Source organism: Pseudoxanthomonas kaohsiungensis (assembly GCF_010211765.1).
Taxonomy (GTDB): Bacteria; Pseudomonadota; Gammaproteobacteria; order Xanthomonadales; family Xanthomonadaceae; genus Pseudoxanthomonas; species Pseudoxanthomonas kaohsiungensis.
This window is the reverse complement of the sequence record NZ_PDWO01000010.1, coordinates 1-20,421: the sequence shown is the minus strand read 5'-3', so window position 1 is coordinate 20,421 and position 20,421 is coordinate 1. Positions and strand designations below refer to the sequence as shown.

The window sequence follows — 20,421 nt, the reverse complement described above, 5'->3', positions numbered from 1 at the left end:
TTCAGCCCTGGGCGCCTACAGCGGCTCCCAGGGCGCCCTGCCCCCGGCATCGGCCAGCAGCGCCAGGACCGCGTCCTGCGCCGCCGCCGCGTAGCCGATCCGGTCGATCGACGCGACGGGCTGGACGCCGTTGGCGTTGGTGGCGAAGGCCGCGAGGAAATCTCCCAGCCCGGCCCGCGCCACGGGCCGGACCACCTGGGCGATCCCGGCCTGGACCAGGCCCTGCTGCAGCAGCCGCTCGCTGGTGCCGCGCAGCGCGGGCGCCTGCGGCCAGACCACCTGGTCGCCGTCCCAGAAGCCGATGTTCCAGAACGATCCCTCCGAGACCGCCGCGCCGGGGCCCTCGCCATCCACGAACAGGGCGTCGTCGAACCCGGCCTTGAGCGCCTGGCGGCGGTGGTGGGACAAGGGGAACGTGCCCACGTGCTTGAGTTGCGGCACCGGACGGACGAAGCAGCGGGTCTGCAGGCGCAGCGGGGCAGCCGTCGGCACCAGTGGCGCGGAGGCGACCACCAGCACGTCGACCGCCACCGGCCGCAAGGGCTGGCGATGGTCGAACCGGCGCGAGAACAGCGTCACCCGCATCGAGCAGTCGCCCCCCCGGGCGAGGGCGGCCTGGCGCATCCAGCCGACGACCGCACCGGCATCCAGGCCGGCATCGAACAGTTCGGCATTGCCCTGGCGCAGGCGGTCCAGGTGCATGTCCAGCCCCTGCACCGCACCGCCGCGCACCTGCAGGGAAGTGAAGTGCCCGTAGTTGGACTGGGCGAGGACGCGCAGCGCGTCGGCGCCGGCCTGCTGGCCGTTGAGCAGGACGACAGGTTCGCCCGGCGAGCTCACCGCAGCGAAGCCAACGCCGGAGCCGCCGCGTGCACCGGACCGCTCAGCGGAACGGCATGCGGCCCATGCCGCCGCCCATCATGCCCTGCAGCCCGCGCATCATCCCCTTCATGCCGCCGCGGCCCAGCTTGCCCATCATCTTTTCCATCTGCTGGTACTGCTTGAGCAGCTTGTTGACGTCTGCCGGGGTGGTGCCCGAACCGCGCGCGATGCGGGCCCGGCGCGAGCCATTGAGCAGGTCCGGGTTGCGCCGCTCCTTGGGCGTCATCGAGCCGATGATCGCCATCATCCGCGGCACTTCCTTGCTCTGCGACACCTGCGCCTTCAGGTGCTCCGGCACCTGGCCCAGGCCGGGCAGCTTGTCCATCAGGCCGGCGATGCCGCCCATGTTCTGCATCTGCTCGAGCTGGTCGCGCATGTCGTTGAGGTCGAACTTCTTGCCCTTGGCGACCTTGGCGGCGAGCTTGGCCGCCTTTTCCTGGTCGACGGTCTGCTCGACCTGCTCGACCAGCGAGAGCACGTCGCCCATGTCGAGGATGCGCGCGGCCACGCGGTCGGGGTGGAACACATCCAGGCCGTCGACCTTCTCGCCGGTACCGACGAACTTGACCGGCTTGCCGGTGATGTAGCGCACCGAGAGCGCCGCGCCGCCGCGGGCGTCGCCATCGGTCTTGGTCAGGACCACGCCGGTCAGCGGCAGCGCCTCGGAAAACGCCTTGGCGGTGTTGGCCGCGTCCTGGCCGGTCATCGCGTCGACCACGAACAGGGTCTCGACCGGATTGACCGCCGCGTGCAGCGCCTTGATCTCGGCCATCATCGCCGCGTCGATGGCCAGGCGGCCGGCGGTGTCGACGATCAGCACGTCGGCGAAGGACTTGCGCGCATCGGCGATGGCGGCACGGACGATGTCCTCGGGCTTCTGCCCGGCGTCGGACGGGAAGAACAGCACGCCGGTCTGCTCGGCCAGGGTCTTGAGCTGCTCGATCGCGGCCGGGCGGTAGACGTCGGCGCTGACCACCATCACCTTCTTCTTGCGCTTGTCCTTCAGGTGCCGGGCCAGCTTGCCCACCGTGGTGGTCTTGCCGGCGCCCTGCAGGCCGGCCATCAGGATCACCGCCGGCGCGGGCACGTTGAGGTTGAGGTCGCTGGCGGCCGAGCCCATCACCGCGGTCAGCTCGTCGCGCACGACCTTGATCAGGGCCTGGCCCGGGGTCAGCGACTTCAGCACCTCCTGGCCGACCGCGCGGACCTTGATCCGCTGGATCAGGGCCTGGACGACCGGCAGGGCCACGTCGGCTTCGAGCAGCGCGATGCGCACCTCGCGCACGGCCTCGGTGATGTTGGACTCGGTCAGCCGTCCACGGCCACGCAGGCGCTCTAGGGTGCCGGACAGGCGCTGGGTCAGGGATTCGAACATGGGGCGGACCGATGCGGGGAAAGCGGCCGCAGATTATAGCCGGCGCCGGCAACCGGCCCGGGCGCGCATGCGCCCGCTCTGGCGACGCCGCGATTCGACGGCCGGGGCGGCGTGCCACCGGCACCAGCCGGGGTCGCGACGATCGGGACGCTTCCGGCCCCGGGGCCGCCGGGGGCCCGTGGCAACGCGGCCATTCCGCCGCCTCGCGACCTTGTGCGACACTCGTTCGATGACAATCGTTCTCATCGCCGTGCTTGCCTACTTCGTGGCCACCGGGCTGCTGCTGCGTTCGGTGCCGCGCGAGCGGCCGGATGGTAGCGGGGGCTGGCGCTGGCTGGCGCTGGCGGCCGTGGTCCTGCATGCCGGCTACCACGCGATGGTCGCCTGGCGGACGGCCGGCGGTCCGGACCTGCATTTCTATTCGGCGCTGTCGCTCGTCGCGCTGGGCATGGCGGCCATGACCGTGCTGGTCGGCGCGCGCGGCACGGCGGCGGTGGGCGTGGTGGTGTTTCCGCTGGCGGCCGCGATGCTGCTGATCTACCACGGCCACGGCCACGCGCCCTCGCCGGCTCTGGACTGGCGCCTGCAGCTGCACGCGTGGCTGGCACTGCTGGCCTACGCCACCCTGGCCATCGCCGCGTTGCTGGCGACGATGCTGTGGCTGCAGGAACGCGCGCTGCGCCGGCGTGAGTTCCACGCCTGGTTGCGCGCCCTGCCGCCGCTGACCCAGCTCGAGACGGTGCTGTTCCGCACGATCGCCGTCGGCTTCCTGCTGCTGACCCTGACCCTGCTGACGGGCGTGCTGTTCGTCGAAGACTTCCTGTCCCAGCACCTGGTCCACAAGACCGTGCTCAGCGTGCTGTCGTGGCTGGTGTTCGGCGGCCTGCTGCTGGGCCGCTGGCGCTACGGCTGGCGCGGGGTGCGCGCGGTGCACTGGACGCTGACCGCGATGGCGCTGCTGCTGTTGTCGTTCTTCGGCAGCAAGTTCGTGCTGGAGCTGGTGCTGGGCCGGCCCTGACCGCGGCGACCCGCTCCGGGATGCGCCAGCAGCGGGGCGAGCCCCGCTCTACGGGAGCAGGAGTGCGCCGGCCAGCGCACCCAGCACCGAACCGCCCAGCACCTCGACCCACGTATGGCGGGCCAGGCGCAGCCGCGACCAGGCCAGCAGCGGCACGCAGGCCAGCAACACCAGGCCCAGCGGTCGCCACAGGCCGAGCAGCACCACGCCGGCGAACACCAGGCAGGCCATGTGCAGCGACAGCTTGATCCAGCGGTTGGCCAGCCCGGCGATGCACAGCATGGCGATGGCTGACAGCACTCCGGTCGACATCGCCGAGGCGCGGCCCCCGATCCACAGCCAGTAGGCGCCGGCCAGCGACAGCGCGATCGCATACAGCAGCGGCCGCTCCTGCGCGCGCGAAGCATCGACCGTGCTCCAGCGCCCGCTGCGCCAGCGCCACCACGCGAACGCCCACACGATCGCCACCACCACCGCCATGCCCGCCATCGCGCGCGGCAGCGCAGCCGGGTCCAGGCGCCATGCGGCGACCAGGGTGAGCAACGCGAACACCGCGAACGGATGCAGCAGCAGCGAGGGCCAGCGCACCCACCACCGCGCGGGCGCCGCCGGCGGCGCCGCGTGGCTCACGCCTGTTCCAGCGCGTCGGCGAGGCGCTCGACCGCGATCACTTCCATGTCTTTGAAGCGCGCGGCCTTGGGCACGTTCGCCTTCGGCACGATCGCGCGACGGAAGCCGTGCGTGGCCGCCTCGCGCAACCGCTCCTCGCCATTGGGCACCGGCCGGATCTCGCCGGACAGGCCGACCTCGCCGAAGGCCACGGTCTTGTCCGCCAGCGGCCGGTCGCGCAGCGACGACAGCACCGCCAGCAGCACCGGCAGGTCGGCCGCGGTTTCCTGCACGCGGATGCCACCGACCACGTTCACGAACACGTCCTGGTCGCCGACCACCACGCCGCCGTGCCGGTGCAGCACCGCCAGCAGCATCGCCAGCCGGTTCTGCTCCAGGCCCACCGCGACCCGGCGCGGATTCGACAGCGGCGAGGCATCGACCAGCGCCTGCACTTCCACCAGCAGCGGCCGGGTGCCCTCGCGGGTGACCATCACGCAGCTGCCGGGCTGCTGCGAACTGCCGGACAGGAAGATCGCCGAGGGATTGGGCACTTCCTTCAGCCCCTTGTCGCCCATCGCGAACACGCCCAGCTCGTTGACCGCGCCGAAGCGGTTCTTGAACGCGCGCAGTACCCGGAATCGGCTGCCACTCTCGCCCTCGAAATACAGGACCGCGTCGACCATGTGCTCGAGCACGCGCGGGCCGGCGATGCCGCCCTCCTTGGTCACGTGGCCGACCAGGAACACGGCGGTTCCGGTCTCCTTCGCGTAGCGCACCAGCCTTGCCGCGCTCTCGCGTACCTGGCTGACCGAACCGGGGGCGGCGGTCAGGGTTTCGGTCCACAGGGTCTGCACCGAGTCGGCCACGATCAGCCTCGGCTGCGCTGCCGAGGCGTGCTGCAGGATCGCTTCGATGCCGGTCTCGGCCAGCGCCTGCAGGTTGTCCAGCGGCAGGTCCAGGCGCACGGCGCGGCCGGCGACCTGGGCCAGCGATTCCTCGCCGGTGACGTAGAGCGCCGGCAGTTGCGCGGCCATCTTCGCCAGCGCCTGCAGCAGCAGGGTCGACTTGCCGATGCCCGGGTCGCCGCCGACCAGTACCACCGCACCCTCGACCAGCCCCCCGCCCAGCACCCGGTCCAGCTCGCCGATGCCGGTGGACACGCGCACTTCGGCGGCCTGGCTGACGTCCTTGAGCGCGGTGACTTTGGGCGGATCGACCTTGCCGGCCCAGCCGGAACGCCGCGCTGCCGCCGGCCCGGCGCCGGCGCCCGCAGCGGCGGCCGGCTCCAGCACCACCTGCGAGAGCGTGTTCCAGGCGCCGCACTCGCCGCACTGGCCCTGCCACTTGGTGTATTCGGCGCCGCACTCGCCACAGACGTAGGCGGTGCGGGCGGCGGACTTGGATGAGAGTTTGGCCACGGTACCGGCGGACAGGGAAAGCGGGAGGCCAATGTAGCGGTGCACCGTCTCCACTGGCGAGACTCGAGCGCCGCCGGCATCGTTCCGCTGGCCTGCCCGTCCGCGAACCGTTAGAATTCCGCCCCCGGACGCGCCCGCGCGGCCCGGCAACGCCGGAATAGCTCAGTTGGTAGAGCGGCGCATTCGTAATGCGTAGGTCGCAGGTTCGACTCCTGTTTCCGGCACCAGATGCGCGACAAGGCCCCGCTTCGGCGGGGCCTTGTCGTTCCTGGGGCGGCCAGCCCCATGCACCGGCCGGCGCGTGCCCCGCGGCGCCGGCGAACCCGATCCCTGCACGGGGGATCACCGGGGCGGTGCTAACTTAGCCCCCCTTCCCCCGCCTCCCGCGTAACGCATGCGCTACCGCCTCCCGATCCTGCCGGCCCTGCTGACGATGCTGCTGCTGGCGGCCTGGACCTGGCCGGCGACGGCGCAGGCGCCATCGCTGGAACGGGCCCGCCAGCAGTTGGAACAGATCGGCGCCCGGCTCGACGAGCAGAAGGGGAAGGACGACGACCGTGCACTGCAGGAGACGCGCGAGGCCGTACTGAAGATCCAGGGCCAGGCCGAGCAGACCATCGCCGAGCGCAGCCCGGAGCTGCAGAGCCTGGACGCACGCCTGGCCGAGCTTGGCGAAAGCCCGGCCGGCCAAGGCCAGGAAGCGGCCGAAGTCACGCGCGAGCGCCGCGACCTGCAGCGCCAACGGAACCAGGTGGACGCGGAACTGCGCCAGGCCCGGCTGGCCTCGGTGGAAAGCGCCCAGCTGCTGGACCGCATCGCCGCCGCGCGCCAGGACAGCTTCCACCAGAGGTTGTCGGTGCGGACCACGCCGCCGTGGAGTCCTCGCCTGTGGCGCGACCTGGCCGACAGCCAAGCCCGCGACGAAGCGCGCTTCGGCGCCCTTTGGCGTGACGCCAGCCAGGCGGTGGCCACGCACTGGCGCGCCAGCCCGCAAAGGTCGCTCGGTTACCTGGCGCTGGCGGTCCTGGTCGCCGTGGCGATCGGCTGGTTCGGCGCACGCCGCGTGCCGCGCCTGGTGGGCAGGTACATCCCCGCCGGGCCGCTGCGCCGGTCGGCACCGGCGATGGCGCGGCTGCTGCTTTCGACCCTGGCGGCGTTGTGGATCGTCGGCCTCCTGCGGGCGGCCCTGCTGCCGGCGGACGCCCCGCCGGCGGTCGCGCAGCTGGCCGATCTCGCCGGCGGGCTGCTGGTGTTCGCGACCTTCGTGACCACGCTGGGCGCGGTGCTGCTCGCCGTCCGCAGCCCCTCGTGGCGGTTGCCTGCGATCTCCGATGCCGGTGCGCGTGCGCTGCGGCCGCTGCCCCTGGCGGCCGCGCTCGCGATCGTGATCGCCCGCTTCCCTCAGGCGCTGGCCGAGCTGGTCAATGCCAGTCTGCCGTTGGCCGTCGCCTTCACCGCGCTGGCGGCACTGGCATCCACTTCGGTGGTGCTGCTGGCACTGGTCCGCGTGCATCGCCTGCAATCGCGCTCGGAACGGGCGCCGGCACCCGCAGGCGAATCGCCGCCGGCCACGGCCAAGCCGCATTTCCGCCCGTGGATCAACGTCGCCATCAGCATCGGCTGGGTCGGCGTATCGATCTGCCTGATCGGCCTGCTCACCGGCCACGTGGCGTTGTCCGGCTTCATCGCCCTGCAGATCCTGTGGGCCGGCGTGGTCCTGGCGACGCTGTACCTGAGCATGCGCTTCATCGACGACCTGGTGTGCGCGCTGCTCGGCGCCAAGGGCGTGGCCGGCCGCCGGATCAACGACCGCTTCGGACTGGACCCGCGCCATGTCGAGCGCATCGCGGTGGTCGCCTCGGCCCTGCTGCGCACGCTACTGGTGCTGCTGGGCCTGATCGCGCTCGCCATGCCCTATGGGGCCAGTGGCGAGGGCCTGGTCGAGCGCGCGCTCGGCCTCGCCCGCGGCATCACCATCGGCCAGCTCGTGCTCAGCCCGGCCAATGTCGTCCGCGCGATCGGGGTGTTCCTGCTGGCGACCGGCGTTTTCCACCTGGTCAAGCGCTGGCTCGCCCGCCGCTACCTGCCGACCACGAAGATGGACGAGGGCATGCGTGCCTCGGTCGTCACCCTGTTCGGCTACGCCACCATGGTGCTGGCGGTGGCCATGGCCCTGGCGGCCATCGGCGTGGGCCTGGAGCGCATCGCCTGGATCGCCAGCGCGCTGTCGGTCGGTATCGGTTTCGGCCTGCAGGCGATCGTGCAGAACTTCATCTCCGGCCTGATCCTGCTGGCGGAGCGGCCGGTGAAGGTCGGCGACTGGGTGGTGGTCGGCGATGCGGAGGGCGACATCCGGCGAATCAACGTGCGCGCGACCGAGATCCAGACCGGCGACCGCACCACGGTGCTGGTGCCCAATTCCGAGCTGATCACCAAGACCGTGCGCAACCGCACCTTCTCCAATGCCGAGGGCCTGGTGAAGATCGTGCTGCCGATGCCGCTGACGACCGACTCGGACCTGGTGCGCGAGTTGTTGCTGGAGGCATTCCGCGAACACCCGGGCATCCTCGAGGCGCCGGCGCCGAGCGTTCTGATTGACGGCATCTCCGACAAGGGCCAGGTCATGTTCAGCGCGACCGGCTTCGTCGCCACGCCGCGCCAGGCGGCGGCAACCCGCAGCGCGCTGCTGTTCGAGATCCTGCGCAAGCTGCGCGAGCTGAACATCCGGATGGTGTAGCTGCGGTCGGTCGCCCGCTTCGGCGGGGCCGTGGTCGCCGGTGACGTGGTAGAGCGGGGCTTGCCCCGCTGCTCCCGCGTGGCGAAGAGGCAAACAGCGGGGCAAGCCCCGCTCTACGACACCAGGCGCAGCCGCAATTCCTTGGGCAGGGCGAAGACCATGTCTTCCGGCTCGCCATCCAGCTCGCTCACGCCCTGCACGCCCAGCTCGCGCAAGCGTGCGATGACGCCGTCGACCAGCACCTGCGGCGCCGAGGCCCCGGCGGTCAGGCCGATATGGCGCTTGCCGGCCACCCACGCGGGGTCGATCTCGTGCGCGCCGTCGATCAGGTACGACTCCACGCCTTCGCGCCGGGCCAGCTCGGCCAGCCGGTTGGAGTTGGAGCTGTTCGGCGAGCCGACCACCAGCACCAGGTCGCAGCGCCCGGCCAGCTCGCGCACCGCATCCTGGCGGTTCTGGGTGGCGTAGCAGATGTCGTCGTGCCGCGGCCCCTGGACCGCCGGGAAGCGCGCCTTCAGTGCCTCGATGATCCCGCGCGTGTCGTCCACCGAGAGCGTGGTCTGGGTGGTGTAGGCCAGGTTCTCCGGCTGGCCAACCTGCAGCGTGGCGACGTCGTCGATGTCCTCGACCAGGTAGATGCGGCCGCTGGCCCCCTCGCGGCTCCACTGGCCCATGGTGCCCTCCACTTCCGGATGTCCGGCGTGGCCGATGAGCACCACGTCGCGGCCGGCCCGGCAATGGCGCGACACTTCCAGATGGACCTTGGTCACCAGCGGGCAGGTCGCATCGAACACCTTGAGCCCGCGCCGGTCCGCTTCCTCGCGCACCGCCCGGGAGACGCCGTGGGCGCTGAAGATCACCGTGGCGTTGTCCGGCACCTCGTCCAGCTCCTCGACGAACACCGCGCCGCGGGCCTTGAGGTCGTCGACCACGAAACGGTTGTGCACCACTTCGTGGCGCACGTAGATCGGGGCGCCCAGGGTCTCGATGGCGCGCTTGACGATCTCGATCGCGCGATCGACGCCGGCGCAGAAGCCGCGGGGGTTGGCGAGGATGACGTCCATGGAATCCAGTCTACCGAAGAGAGCCATGCCACTGGGCTGAATGGGTGGGAGAGGCGCTCCTCCCGGCGGGCGAAGCGGCACCCGGCGCCAGCCAGCGGCGCCGCCCCGAAGGGCCCAGGCCCGTACGCGGAGGCGACGCCGGGCCGGCGGGGTTGTGAGGAATGCTGCCGGCGAGCCGGCCGCGCTTACTTCCCCGCCTTCCCCGCTGCCGACGGCTTGCGCTTGCCGTCGAACACCCCGAACAAGGCGATACCGACGGCCCCGGCCACGATCGCCGCGTCGGCCAGGTTGAATGCCGGCCAGTAATGCCCGCGCCAGTGCCACTGGATGAAATCCACCACGTGGCCGTGGACCAGGCGGTCGATGACATTGCCCAGCGCCCCGCCGATCACCAGCGAATACGGCAGCGCCTGGCGCCAGTCGCCGCGCGGGGTGCGCCACAGCCACCAGCCCAGCAGGCCGCAGATGGCGAACGCCAGCACGGTGAAGAAGATGGCCTGCCAGCCGCCGGCGTCGGCCAGGAAACTGAAGGCCGCGCCCGTGTTGTACGTGCGGTACCAGTTCCAGAAGCCGTCAATCACCGGCACGGCGGTGTACTCGGGCAGGCTGGACAGCACCCAGGCCTTGGTCCACTGGTCGGCGACAATGATGGCCGCCGACAGCAGCAGCCAGGACATCGCATTGGGCTTGGGTCGCGTCGTCTTCATGCTCAGAACCACCTGCGATCCTCGCCGGGACCCTGGATGTTGGATACGCAGCGCCCGCACAGCTCCGGATGCGACGCGTCCACGCCGACGTCCGCACGGTGGTGCCAGCAGCGTACGCACTTGGCCTTGGTCGTGGGCTGGGCACTGACGAAGATGTCGTCCGTCTGTGCCGCCACCACCGTAACGTCGCCGCTGATGAGCAGGAAGCGCAGCTCCTCGGCCAGCGGCTGCAGATGGGCGGCGGTGTCGGCACCGGCGGTCACCGTGATCTCCGCTTCCAGCGCCGCACCGATCTGGCCGTTGGCGCGCATCGGCTCGAGCACCTTGGCCACCTGCTCGCGCAGGACCAGCAGGCGATCGAAATCGGCCGCGCCCAGCTGGGCATCGGCCGGCAGCGGAGCCAGGCCCTCGTACCAGGTGGCGAACAGCACGTTGCCCGCGCGCGCGCCGCTTTCGGTGGTCGCCGGCAGGTAGCCCCACAGCTCGTCGGCGGTGAAGCTGAGCACCGGCGCGATCCAGCGCACGAAGGCCTCGGCGATGCGGTACATCGCGCTCTGCGCGCTGCGCCGGCCGCGCGAATCCTCGCCCATCGTGTACAGGCGGTCCTTGGTGACGTCCAGGTACAGCGAACCCAGGTCCACGCTGCAGAAGTTCAGCAGGGCCTGCACGATGCCGGCGAAGTCGTAGCGCGCGTACGCGTCCTTGATCTTCTCCTGCACCTCGAAGGCGCGATGCACGATCCAGCGGTCCAGCGCGACCATGTCTTCCAGCGGGCGCAGGTCGCGCGCCGGATCGAAGCCGTGCAGGTTGGCCAGCAGGAAGCGCGCGGTGTTGCGCAGGCGCCGGTAGGCATCGGCATTGCGCTTGAGGATCTCCTGCGACAGCGACATCTCGTTGCTGTAGTCGGCCGAAGCGATCCACAGGCGCAGGATGTCCGCACCCAGGGTCTTCATGATGTCCTGCGGCTCGATGCCGTTGCCCAGCGACTTGGACATCTTGCGGCCGTGCTCGTCCACGGTGAATCCGTGGGTCAGGCACTGCTTGTAGGGTGCCGCCTTGTCGATGGCCACGCCGGTGAGCAGCGAGGACTGGAACCAGCCGCGGTGCTGGTCCGAGCCCTCCAGGTACAGGTCGGCCGGCTTGCCCAGGCCGCGCTCCAGCAGCACGCCTTCGTGGGTCACGCCCGAATCGAACCAGACATCGAGGATGTCGGTGATCTTGTCGTAGTCGCCCGCCTCGGCGCCGAGCAGTTCGGCCGGGTCCAGCGTGTACCAGACATCGACGCCGCCCTGCTCCACCTTGTCGGCGACCTGGCGCATCAGTTCGGTGCTGCGCGGATGCGGCTCGCCGGTTTCGCGGTGCACGAACAGCGCGATCGGCACGCCCCAGGTGCGCTGGCGCGAGATCGTCCAGTCCGGGCGGCCGTCGACCATGCCGGCGATGCGGGCCTTGCCCCACTCCGGATACCACTTCACCGTCTCGATGGCGGCCAGCGCGTCGGCGCGCAGGTTGGCCTGGGTCATCGAGATGAACCACTGCGGCGTGGCGCGGAACGCGATCGGCGTCTTGTGCCGCCAGCAGTGCGGATAGCTGTGTTCGAGCCTGGTCGCCGCCAGCAGCGCGCCGCTGGCGCGCAACACCTCGATGATCGTGTCGTTGGCCTTCCAGATGTGCAGGCCGGCCAGTTCCACGCCGTGCGCGGGCGGCGTCGACGGCAGGTACACGCCGCGTCCGTCGACCGGATTGAGCTGCGCGGCGGTGTACTTGTCGATCAGGCCATAGGCCTTGCCGACCACGTAGTCGTCCTGGCCGTGGCCGGGCGCGGTGTGCACGGCGCCGGTGCCGTCGTCGGCCGACACGTGGTCGCCGAGGATCGCCGGAATGTCGCGGTCATCGTAGAAGGGATGGGCGAACAGCAGGTTTTCCAGCGCCGCGCCCTTGATCCGGCCATGCACGGTGACACCGGCCATGCCGTAGCGCTGCAGCGCGCGCTCGGCCAGCGCGTCGGCCAGCACCAGCCAGCGACGCTGGCCGCCATGCGCCTGACCTTCGACCAGGGCGTATTCCAGGTCGGGCCCGAGCGAGATCGCCAGCGACGCCGGCAGCGTCCATGGCGTAGTGGTCCAGATCGGAATCGCGACCTCGACGTCCGCCGGCACCTGCACCCCGAACGCCGCCCCCACCGCCTGCGCATCGCGCGCGGCGTAGGCCACGTCGACCGCCGGGGACACCTTGTCCTGGTATTCGATCTCCGCCTCGGCCAGCGCCGAGCCGCAATCGAAGCACCAGTGCACGGGCTTGACGCCGCGGGTCAGGTGGCCGTTGTCGACGATCTTGGCCAGCGCGCGGATCTCGTCGGCCTCGAAGCGGAAGTTCAGCGTCTTGTACGGGTTGTCCCAGTCGCCGATCACCCCCAGGCGCTTGAAGTCCTTGCGCTGGATCTCGATCTGCGATTCGGCGTACTCGCGGCACTTCTGCCGGAACTCGGTGGCGTCGAGCTTGACCCCGACCTTGCCGAACTTCTTCTCGATCGCGATCTCGATCGGCAGGCCATGGCAGTCCCAGCCGGGGATGTATGGCGCGTCGAAGCCGGCCAGGTACTTGGACTTGACGATGATGTCCTTGAGGATCTTGTTGACCGCATGGCCCAGGTGGATGGCGCCATTGGCGTAGGGCGGGCCGTCGTGCAGCACGAACAGCGGCCGCCCCTTGGCGTTGGCGCGCAGCTGCGCGTACAGGCCGTCGGCCTCCCAGCGCGCCAGGGTGTCCGGCTCGCGCTTGGGCAGGTCGCCGCGCATCGGGAAATCCGTGGCCGGCAGGTGGAGGGTGGCTTTGTAGTCTTGGGTCACGGCATCTACCGTCGCGCGGCGGCGTTGGTTGGGAAAGCCACGTCGTCGTGCGTGGCGTCGGGGAAGGGTTTGGCGGTCTCGGGATCCGCACCCGCCTGTACATCCGACGGGAAAGGAGCAGCGGTGCCGGCAAGGAGGCTGCGCGCCTGCGCCGCATCGCGGTGCATCTGCACCGTCAGCGACTCCAGGTCGGCGAACTTTTCCTCGTCGCGCAGCTTGGCGACGAACTCGACCTGCAGGTGGCGCCCGTACAGGTCGCCGCTGAAATCGAACAGGTGGGCCTCCAGCAGCGGCTCGACACCCTCCACCGTCGGCCGGGTGCCGAAGCTGGACACCGACGGCAACGGCCGCGGACCGGCGCCATGCACCCAGGTCGCGTAGATCCCGGACAACGCCGGGGTCTTGGGAAAGCGCAGGTTGGCGGTGGGATAGCCCAGCGTGCGGCCCAGCTGGCGGCCGCGCACCACCCGGCCGCCGATCGCGTAGGGGCGACCAAGCAGCGCGGCGGCCTTGTCGAAATCGCCTGCGCGCAACGCCTCGCGGATGCGCGTGCTCGACACGCGCTCACCGTGCACGTGCACCGGTTCGATCTCGCCCGCGGCGAAGCCCAGCGCCTGGCCCATGTCCTGCAGCAAGGCCAGGTCGCCTCCGCGTCGGTTGCCGAACCGGAACTCCGGGCCGATCCACACCTCGCGCGCGCCCAGGCGCCCCGCCAGCACGCGACGGACGAACGCCTCGGCCGGCATCGCCGCCAATGCCGCGTTGAAGCGCAGCAGCCCGAGCCGGTCGATGCCCAGGCCGAGCAACGCCTGGACCCGGTCGCGAGGCAGGGTCAGCCGCGGCGGCGGGGTGTCGCGGGCGAAGAACTCGCGCGGCAACGGCTCGAAGCTCAGCGCCACCGCCGGCAGGCCCAGCGACTGCGCACGCGCCACCGCGTGGCGCACCAGCGCCCGGTGGCCCAGGTGGAGGCCGTCGAAGGCGCCGATGCAGACCACGCTGCCGCGCGGGTACAAGGACCCGCCATCGACGTCACGGAACAGCCTGCTCATCTATCTGGTCATGATCGCTGGAGCGCCCGCGACGCCGACACGGCGCCGGTCCGGGACCGAACGCCGAAGTATAGCGGGAGGCGCCTGGCCGTTTCGGCCTTCAGCCGCGCAGGTCGCGCGGGCGCAGCCCTTGCAGCAGCAGCAGCCCGACGTAGACGGCCGCGCCGCCGCCGACCAGCAGCGACAGCCGCCAGCCGCGCGCCCACCAGCTCCAGCCGCTCCAGTCCGGCCATACACCGCGCAGGGCCAGCACCAGGACCACCAGGCCCAGCGCCGCCACGGCCACCTGCCGCAGCAGCCGCCCCCAGCCCGGCTGGCGCTGGTACACGCCCGCCCTGCGCAGCAGCCACGCCAGCTGCAGCGCGTTGACCCAGCCGGCGATGGCGATGGCCAGGGCCAGCAGCGCATGCGCGCCCTCGATCGAGGCCAGTGCCCGCAGCGGGCTGCCGGCATTGGCGTCCAGCGCCGCGCGGCCGGCGTCGGTGGCGAACACCAGCCCGGCGAACAGCAGCAGGGTCGCTGCCGCATTGACCAGCACCGAGACCACCGCCGCGCGCACCGGCGTACGGGTGTCCTGACGCGAGTAGAAGGCCGGGGCCAGCACCTTCACCAGCAGGAAGGCCGGCACCGCCGTGGACTGGGCCATCAGGCTCCAGGCGCTCATGCGCGCGTCGTCGGCACCGAAGCGGCCGTACTGGAACAGGGTCGCCACCAGCGGACCGGCGCACAGGATCAGGCCCAGCGCCGCCGGCACGCCGATCAGGACGCACAGGCGCAGGCCCCAGTCGAGCCCGCGCGAGAACCCTTCCGGGTCGGTGGCGGCGTGGCGCGAGGACAGGTGCGGCAGGATCACCGTGCCGATCGCCACGCCGAACATGCCCAGCGGAAACTCGAGCAGGCGGTCGCTGTAGTACAGCCAGCTGACACTGCCGCTGACCAGGATCGCGGCCACCCAGGTGTTGAGCAGCAGGTTGAACTGCACCACCGAGGCGCCGAACAGGGTCGGCACCATCAGCTTCATGATCCGCCGCACCCCCTCGTGCGCCGTGCCCCAGCGCGGCCGCGGCAGCAGGCCCAGCTTCAGCAGGGACGGCACGTGGAAGGCCAGCTGCAGGATGCCGGCGGCGAACACGCCCCAGCCCAGCGCCACCACCGAGCCGCCCATCAGCGGCGCCAGCCACAGCGCCGCGGCGATCATCGCCAGGTTCAGCAGGACCGGCGACAGCGCCGGGATGGCGAACCGCCGGTAGCTGTTCAGGATCCCGCCGGCCAGCGAGGCCAGCGAGATGAACAGCGCGTAGGGAAAGGTGACCTGCAGCAGCTGCGCCAGCAGCGCCTGCTGGCCGGCGTCGAACTTGGGCGCCAGGACCCGGGCGATCTGCGGGGCCAGCACCAGGAACAGCGCGGTGATGGCCAGCAGCGCCGCGGAGAGGGTGCCGGCCACCCGATCCACCAGCTGCTTGACCTCGGCGTGGGTGCGCTTTTCCCGGTACTGGGCCAGCACCGGGACGAAGGCCATCGAGAACGAGCCCTCGGCCGACAGCCGGCGCATGAAGTTCGGCACCCGGAAGGCGACGAAGAAGGCGTCCATCGCCCCGCCGGCGCCGAACACATGGGCGTAGACCTGGTCGCGCACCAGGCCGGACACCCGCGACAGGAAGGTCATGGCCGAGATGACCGAGGTCGAGCGCAGCAGGCGGTGGCCGCTCATCGGCCGACCTCCCCCGGCCGGGCCTGCCCCCGGCCGGGGTTGTTGACCCAAGTGATTGAATCCGCCATAATTTCGCGTTCGCTGTATCCCACCACACCGTATCCGCAACAGTTTTCCAGGAATCCACCGCCGTGGCCAACATCAAGTCCGCCAAGAAGCGCGCCAAGCAGACGGTCGTGCGCAACGCGCGCAATACCGCCCAGCGTTCGCAGCTCCGCACCGCCGTCAAGAAGGTCCTCAAGGCCCTGGACGCCAACGACGCCGCCGGCGCCGAGGCCGCCTACGCCGTCGCCCAGCCGCTGCTGGACCGCTTCAGCTCGCGCGGCCTGATCCACAAGAACAAGGCCGCCCGCCACAAGAGCCGCCTGACCGCCCGCATCAAGGCGATCAAGGCCGCCTGATCCGCGCACGCCGGCCTGCGGGCCGCGACCGCGAATCATCGGCGCAACGAAAAACCCGGCTCCGGCCGGGTTTTTCGTCGTCTGTCCTACCCCGATCCCGAGCACGGACTCAGTGCGCCTCGTCGCGCGCTTCGAGTTCGGCCACCCGCTGCCGGTCCAGGAACGCCATCACCTCGAGCATGATCGGCCAGGTGCCTTCGCGGCCCAGCGCCGAGACCAGGAACCAGGGCTGCTCCCAGCCCAGTTCGGCCACGATCTGCGCCGCACGCTCGGCGGCCTCGTCCTCGAACATCAGGTCGGCCTTGTTCAGCACCAGCCAGCGCGGCTTGGCCAGCAGCTCCGGATCGTGCTTGCCCAGCTCGCGCTCGATCGCGCGCACCTGTTCGGCCGGCGAAACGCCTTCGACGCCACCCTCCATCGGCGCGATGTCGACCAGGTGCAGCAGCAACCGGGTGCGCTGCAGGTGGCGCAGGAACTGCGCGCCCAGGCCCGCGCCGTCGGCCGCGCCCTCGATCAGCCCCGGGATGTCGGCGATGACGAAGCTGCGGTGCGCCTCGACGCTGACCACGCCCAGGTTCGGATAGAGCGTGGTGAAGGGATAGTCGGCGACCTTCGGGGTGGCCGCCGAGACCGCGCGGATGAAGGTGCTCTTGCCTGCGTTGGGGAATCCCAGCAGGCCGACGTCGGCCAGCAGCTTGAGCTCCAGCTTCAGCGTGCGCTGCTCGCCCGCCTCGCCCGGCGTGGCCTGGCGCGGCGAGCGGTTGACCGAACTCTTGAAGTGCATGTTCCCCAGCCCGCCCTTGCCGCCGCGGGCCACCAGCAGGCGGTCGCCGTGGCGGGTCAGGTCGCCGATCACCTCGTCGGTATCGACGTTGGTGATCACGGTGCCGACCGGGACGGTGACCACCTTGTCCTCGCCACCCTTGCCGTACATCTGCCGGCCCATGCCGTTCTCGCCGCGCTGGGCGCGGAAGCTGCGCTCGTGGCGGAAATCGACCAGGGTGTTGAGGTTCTCGTCGGCGACCAGCCAGACGCTGCCCCCGCTGCCGCCGTCGCCGCCGTCCGGCCCGCCCAGCGGGATGAACTTCTCGCGGCGGAAACCGACGCAGCCGTTGCCGCCGTTGCCGGCGATCACTTCGATTTCAGCTTCGTCGACGAGTTTCATGGGAGCGGTGACCGGAAAGTGGGGGATGCCGGCGGCCGGCACAGTCTAGCGGCGGCCGCGGACGGCGGCGCGCCATGGGAGGCGGCCGCCGGAAATGGAAAGCCCCGCCGGAGCGGGGCCTTCGTTGCGCCAACCCAGCCTGGACCGTGCCGCGCCGGGCGCGGCATGGGGATCAGGCTTCGGCGACGACGCTGACGGTACGGCGCTTGGCCGCACCCTTGGTGCCGAACTCGACCTTGCCGTCGACCAGCGCGAACAGCGTGTGGTCGCGGCCCAGGCCGACGCCGGCGCCCGGATGGAACTGGGTGCCGCGCTGGCGGACGATGATGTTGCCGGCCTCGACGGCCTGGCCGCCGAAGATCTTGACGCCCAGGTACTTCGGGTTGGAATCGCGGCCGTTGCGCGAGGAGCCTACGCCCTTTTTGTGTGCCATGACGGATTCTCCTTAGCAGTTAGCCGGCGATGCCGGTGATTTCGATTTCGGTGTAGTGCTGGCGATGGCCCTGCCGCTTCATGTGGTGCTTGCGGCGGCGGAACTTGATGATCCGGACCTTGTCGGCGCGGCCATGGGCCACGACCTTGGCGGTCACGCTCGCGCCCTTGAGCGCGTCGCCGATCTTGATCCCGTCGCTGTCGCCCAGCATCAGGATGTTGTCGAACTTGATCTCGCTGCCGGCATCGGCCTCGAGCTTCTCGACGCGGAGCGTTTCGCCCTGCGCCACGCGGTATTGCTTACCGCCGGTTACCAGAACTGCGTACATGACCAGGCATTCCTCTGTAGTTATTGTGGTCGCTCTGCCGCCATCGAGGACGGACAGGAGCGGGATTATAGGGAATTCAGTCGGTTACGCGCAACCATCCCCCACCCCGCCGGTCCGGCTGTTCAGCCTGCCCCGGCCGGTTCCCAGGGCGGCGGCGCGAACCGCCCGGCGAGGAACTCGACGAAGGCCCGGACCCGGGGCGGGACCTGGCGCCGACCCGGCATGACCGCATGGATGCCGCTGGACGGGACCGGGAAGCCGGACAGGACCGGCAGGAGCCGGCCGGCACGCAGGTCCTCGTGGACATGCCAGGTCGAGTGCAGGGCGATGCCCAGCCCGGCCAGGGCGGCGTCGCGCAGCGCCTCGCCGTAGTTGCTCTCGAAGCGGCCGGCGACCCGGACCTCCATCCGCTGTCCGTCCGTACCCTGCAATGTCCAGACGTCCTGGCGGCCATCCCGCCCGGTCAGCAGGACGCAGTCGTGGCCGGCCAGGTCGGCGGGCGTGGCCGGCGCGCCGCGTCGCGCCAGGTAGTCCGGGGACGCGCACAGCAGCCGCCGGTTGACCGCCAGCTGCCGCGATACCAGCGAGGAATCGCCCAGGGCGCCGATGCGGATCGCCAGGTCGAAGCCGGCCCCGACCAGGTCCACGTAACGGTCGTCCAGGTCGAGGCTGACCCGCAACCGCGGATGCAGGTCGAGGAATTCCGGCAGCAGCCGGGCGATGTACTGGCGGCCGAAGGAGGCCGAGGCGGTGACCCGCAGCGTGCCGGCGACCTGCTGCGCCGATTCGCGCAGGCCGGCGCCCAGCGCTTCGATCTCCTCCACCAGCAGGCGGCCGCGCTGGGCCAGCTCGGCACCTTCCGGGGTCGGATGCAGGCGCCGCGTGGTCCGGTGCAGCAGGCGCACGCCCAGGTCCCGCTCCAGCCGCTTCAGGCGCTGGCTGGCCACCGCCACCGACAGGTCCAGGCTGCGCGCGGCAGCGGTGATCGAACCCAGATCGAGTACGCGCAGGAACAGGGCCAGGTCGCCGACTCGGTCCATTATCAATTTCCCATTGAAATTGAATTGGCATGTTCGCTGTTTTTCGAATAACAGGGAAGGCGCAGGCTGGCGCTCCCTCTGGACCCGTCCCGCCATGGCCTCCCTGTCCGCCGCCCCCCGCTCCCGCATGCCGGTCGCGCTGTACGCCCTCACCGCCGGCGCGTTCGGCATCGGCACCACCGAATTCGTGATCATGGGCCTGCTGACCCAGGTCGCCACCGACCTGGGGGTCTCCATCGCCGCCGCCGGGCTGCTGATCTCCGGCTATGCGCTGGGCGTTTTCTTCGGTGCGCCGCTGCTGACCGCGGCGACCGGCCGGATGCCGCGCAAGACCGTGCTGGTGGCGCTGATGGTGGTCTTCACCCTCGGCAACCTCGCCTGCGCGCTGGCGCCGAACTACGCGGTGCTGATGGCCGCGCGCGTGGTCACCTCGCTCGCCCACGGCACGTTCTTCGGGGTCGGCGCCGTGGTCGCCACCGGCCTGGTCGGCGAAGACCGCAAGGCGTCGGCGATCTCGATCATGTTCACCGGCCTGACCGTGGCCACCCTGCTCGGCGTGCCCGCCGGCGCCTGGCTGGGCCTGCAGGCCGGTTGGCGCGCCACGTTCTGGGCGGTCGCCGCGATCGGCGTGGTCGCCACGCTGGTCATCGCCACGCTGGTGCCCGCCGACCGTGGCGAACGCGCGGCGCCGGCGTTCCGCGACGAGTTCCGCGTGCTGGCGCGGCCGCAGGTGCTGCTGGGCCTGCTGATGACGGTGCTGGGCTTCGGCGGCATGTTCACCGTCTACACCTTCATCCAGCCGCTGCTCACCGAAGTGACCGGGTTCGCCGAAGCGGCGGTGTCGCCGATCCTGCTGGTGTTCGGCGTCGGCATGATCGCCGGCAACCTGCTCGGCGGGCGGCTGGCGGACCGGCGCCTGGAAGCCGCCCTGCTTTCGTCGCTGGCGCTGCTGGCGCTGGTGATGGCCGGCATGGCCTTCGCCCTGCACCTGCCGTGGGCGATGGTGCTGGCGACCGGCCTGCTCGGCGCGGCCGCCTTCGCCACCGTGCCGCCGCTGCAACTGTGGGTGCTGCGCCAGGCCGGGGATGCGCCAAGCCTGGCGTCGAGCCTGAACATCGGCGCCTTCAATCTCGGCAATGCCTTCGGCGCCTGGCTCGGCGGCGCGGTGATCTCGCACGGCGGCGGCCTGGCCTCCCTGCCCTGGGTGGCCGCGCTGGTCCCGGCCTCGGCGCTCGCCGTGGCCCTGTGGAGCCTGGCACTGGCCCGGCGCGCGCCGCAGCCATTGCCCGTGCACGGCAGCGGCTGCGCCTGAGGACGCGGCGGGCAGCTCCGGCCCTTAGCGGAAGCGCCGGTCCGGCAAGGGTTGGCAACCGGTGTGATTGCCCCCAAATCGGGAGGCCGGTAGGCTGATCGATTGGTCGTCCTGCACGGCCTCCCCCGCCCCCCAACGGAACCCCTGCCCGATTGCCATGGACATGAGCCCCATCCGCGGCGCCGCTACCCACAACCTCAAGCACATAGATCGCAACCCGCCCGGCGAAAAGCTGCTCGCGGACACCGGCTGGTCCGGCTCCGGCACGCAGGCGCTGGCCTTCTCACGGATCTAGTGCAAGGGCCACGGCAGCCACGTGG

18 protein-coding genes and 1 tRNA gene are annotated in these 20,421 nt (G+C 70.9%); 6 read left to right on the top strand and 13 right to left on the bottom strand.

Annotation, left to right across the window (positions count from 1 at the left end; genetic code table 11):
• Positions 1–15 precede the first annotated feature (15 nt).
• Positions 16–840, bottom strand: a complete 825-nt coding sequence (locus tag CSC66_RS11380) for an aminotransferase class IV (RefSeq protein ID WP_162377513.1) — start codon at positions 838–840, stop codon at positions 16–18.
• A gap of 43 nt (positions 841–883) precedes the next feature.
• A complete protein-coding gene (gene ffh, locus CSC66_RS11375; protein ID WP_162377512.1) occupies positions 884–2,257 on the bottom strand; it encodes a signal recognition particle protein in 1,374 nt (457 codons plus the stop codon).
• Positions 2,258–2,486: 229 nt separating this feature from the next.
• On the opposite strand from ffh, the gene CSC66_RS11370 reads away from it, so the two are divergent.
• Positions 2,487–3,275 carry a cytochrome C assembly family protein gene (locus CSC66_RS11370; protein WP_162377511.1) on the top strand — a complete coding sequence of 263 codons (789 nt, stop codon included), beginning with the start codon at positions 2,487–2,489 and terminating at the stop codon, positions 3,273–3,275.
• 48 nt (positions 3,276–3,323) lie between these two features.
• Here the strand turns inward: CSC66_RS11370 and CSC66_RS11365 are convergent, their stop codons facing one another.
• Both CSC66_RS11365 and radA read right to left on the bottom strand, forming a co-directional pair.
• Positions 3,324–3,905 carry a hypothetical protein gene (locus CSC66_RS11365; protein WP_162377510.1) on the bottom strand — a complete coding sequence of 194 codons (582 nt, stop codon included), beginning with the start codon at positions 3,903–3,905 and terminating at the stop codon, positions 3,324–3,326.
• Positions 3,902–5,305 carry a DNA repair protein RadA gene (gene radA, locus CSC66_RS11360; RefSeq protein WP_162377509.1) on the bottom strand — a complete coding sequence of 468 codons (1,404 nt, stop codon included), beginning with the start codon at positions 5,303–5,305 and terminating at the stop codon, positions 3,902–3,904. The genes CSC66_RS11365 and radA overlap by 4 nt, the downstream gene beginning before the upstream one ends.
• A 151-nt stretch (positions 5,306–5,456) precedes the next feature.
• On the opposite strand from radA, the gene CSC66_RS11355 reads away from it, so the two are divergent.
• Positions 5,457–5,532: transfer RNA gene (locus tag CSC66_RS11355), tRNA-Thr, on the top strand.
• A gap of 167 nt (positions 5,533–5,699) precedes the next feature.
• A complete protein-coding gene (locus tag CSC66_RS11350) occupies positions 5,700–8,042 on the top strand; it encodes a DUF3772 domain-containing protein (RefSeq protein ID WP_162377508.1) in 2,343 nt (780 codons plus the stop codon).
• A 113-nt stretch (positions 8,043–8,155) separates the two neighbouring features.
• Here the strand turns inward: CSC66_RS11350 and ispH are convergent, their stop codons facing one another.
• The 5 genes from ispH to murJ all read right to left on the bottom strand — a co-directional run bounded on the left by ispH (position 8,156) and on the right by murJ (position 15,422).
• Complete coding sequence (gene ispH / locus CSC66_RS11345) at positions 8,156–9,106, bottom strand: 4-hydroxy-3-methylbut-2-enyl diphosphate reductase (RefSeq protein ID WP_162377507.1); 951 nt, start codon at positions 9,104–9,106, stop codon at positions 8,156–8,158.
• A gap of 185 nt (positions 9,107–9,291) precedes the next feature.
• Complete coding sequence (gene lspA, locus CSC66_RS11340) at positions 9,292–9,813, bottom strand: signal peptidase II (protein ID WP_162377506.1); 522 nt, start codon at positions 9,811–9,813, stop codon at positions 9,292–9,294.
• A 2-nt stretch (positions 9,814–9,815) separates the two neighbouring features.
• Positions 9,816–12,662 (bottom strand): isoleucine--tRNA ligase, encoded by a 2,847-nt coding sequence (ileS, locus tag CSC66_RS11335; RefSeq protein ID WP_162377505.1) that lies wholly within the window; start codon positions 12,660–12,662, stop codon positions 9,816–9,818.
• Between the two features lie 5 nt (positions 12,663–12,667).
• On the bottom strand, positions 12,668–13,711 hold the full coding sequence (locus CSC66_RS11330) for a bifunctional riboflavin kinase/FAD synthetase (RefSeq protein ID WP_162377504.1): 1,044 nt from the start codon (positions 13,709–13,711) through the stop codon (positions 12,668–12,670).
• 100 nt (positions 13,712–13,811) lie between these two features.
• Positions 13,812–15,422, bottom strand: coding sequence for a murein biosynthesis integral membrane protein MurJ (gene murJ, locus CSC66_RS11325; RefSeq protein WP_162377503.1), 1,611 nt, complete (start codon positions 15,420–15,422; stop codon positions 13,812–13,814).
• A gap of 131 nt (positions 15,423–15,553) precedes the next feature.
• On the opposite strand from murJ, the gene rpsT reads away from it, so the two are divergent.
• Positions 15,554–15,823, top strand: coding sequence for a 30S ribosomal protein S20 (gene rpsT / locus CSC66_RS11320; RefSeq protein ID WP_052633033.1), 270 nt, complete (start codon positions 15,554–15,556; stop codon positions 15,821–15,823).
• Between the two features lie 109 nt (positions 15,824–15,932).
• On the opposite strand, the gene obgE is transcribed toward rpsT, so the two are convergent.
• The 4 genes from obgE to CSC66_RS11300 all read right to left on the bottom strand — a co-directional run bounded on the left by obgE (position 15,933) and on the right by CSC66_RS11300 (position 18,789).
• A complete protein-coding gene (gene obgE / locus CSC66_RS11315) occupies positions 15,933–16,988 on the bottom strand; it encodes a GTPase ObgE (protein ID WP_162377502.1) in 1,056 nt (351 codons plus the stop codon).
• 172 nt (positions 16,989–17,160) lie between these two features.
• Positions 17,161–17,421, bottom strand: a complete 261-nt coding sequence (gene rpmA / locus CSC66_RS11310) for a 50S ribosomal protein L27 (protein WP_052633028.1) — start codon at positions 17,419–17,421, stop codon at positions 17,161–17,163.
• Between the two features lie 19 nt (positions 17,422–17,440).
• Complete coding sequence (rplU, locus tag CSC66_RS11305) at positions 17,441–17,749, bottom strand: 50S ribosomal protein L21 (RefSeq protein ID WP_162377501.1); 309 nt, start codon at positions 17,747–17,749, stop codon at positions 17,441–17,443.
• A 122-nt stretch (positions 17,750–17,871) separates the two neighbouring features.
• A complete protein-coding gene (locus CSC66_RS11300; protein WP_162377500.1) occupies positions 17,872–18,789 on the bottom strand; it encodes a LysR family transcriptional regulator in 918 nt (305 codons plus the stop codon).
• 94 nt (positions 18,790–18,883) lie between these two features.
• Between CSC66_RS11300 and CSC66_RS11295 the strand changes: the two genes are divergently transcribed.
• Both CSC66_RS11295 and CSC66_RS17705 read left to right on the top strand, forming a co-directional pair.
• Entirely contained in the window at positions 18,884–20,101 is a 1,218-nt protein-coding gene (locus CSC66_RS11295; RefSeq protein WP_202935637.1) for an MFS transporter, read from the top strand.
• Positions 20,102–20,264: 163 nt separating this feature from the next.
• Positions 20,265–20,396 carry a hypothetical protein gene (locus CSC66_RS17705; RefSeq protein ID WP_274381868.1) on the top strand — a complete coding sequence of 44 codons (132 nt, stop codon included), beginning with the start codon at positions 20,265–20,267 and terminating at the stop codon, positions 20,394–20,396.
• Positions 20,397–20,421: the final 25 nt, after the last annotated feature.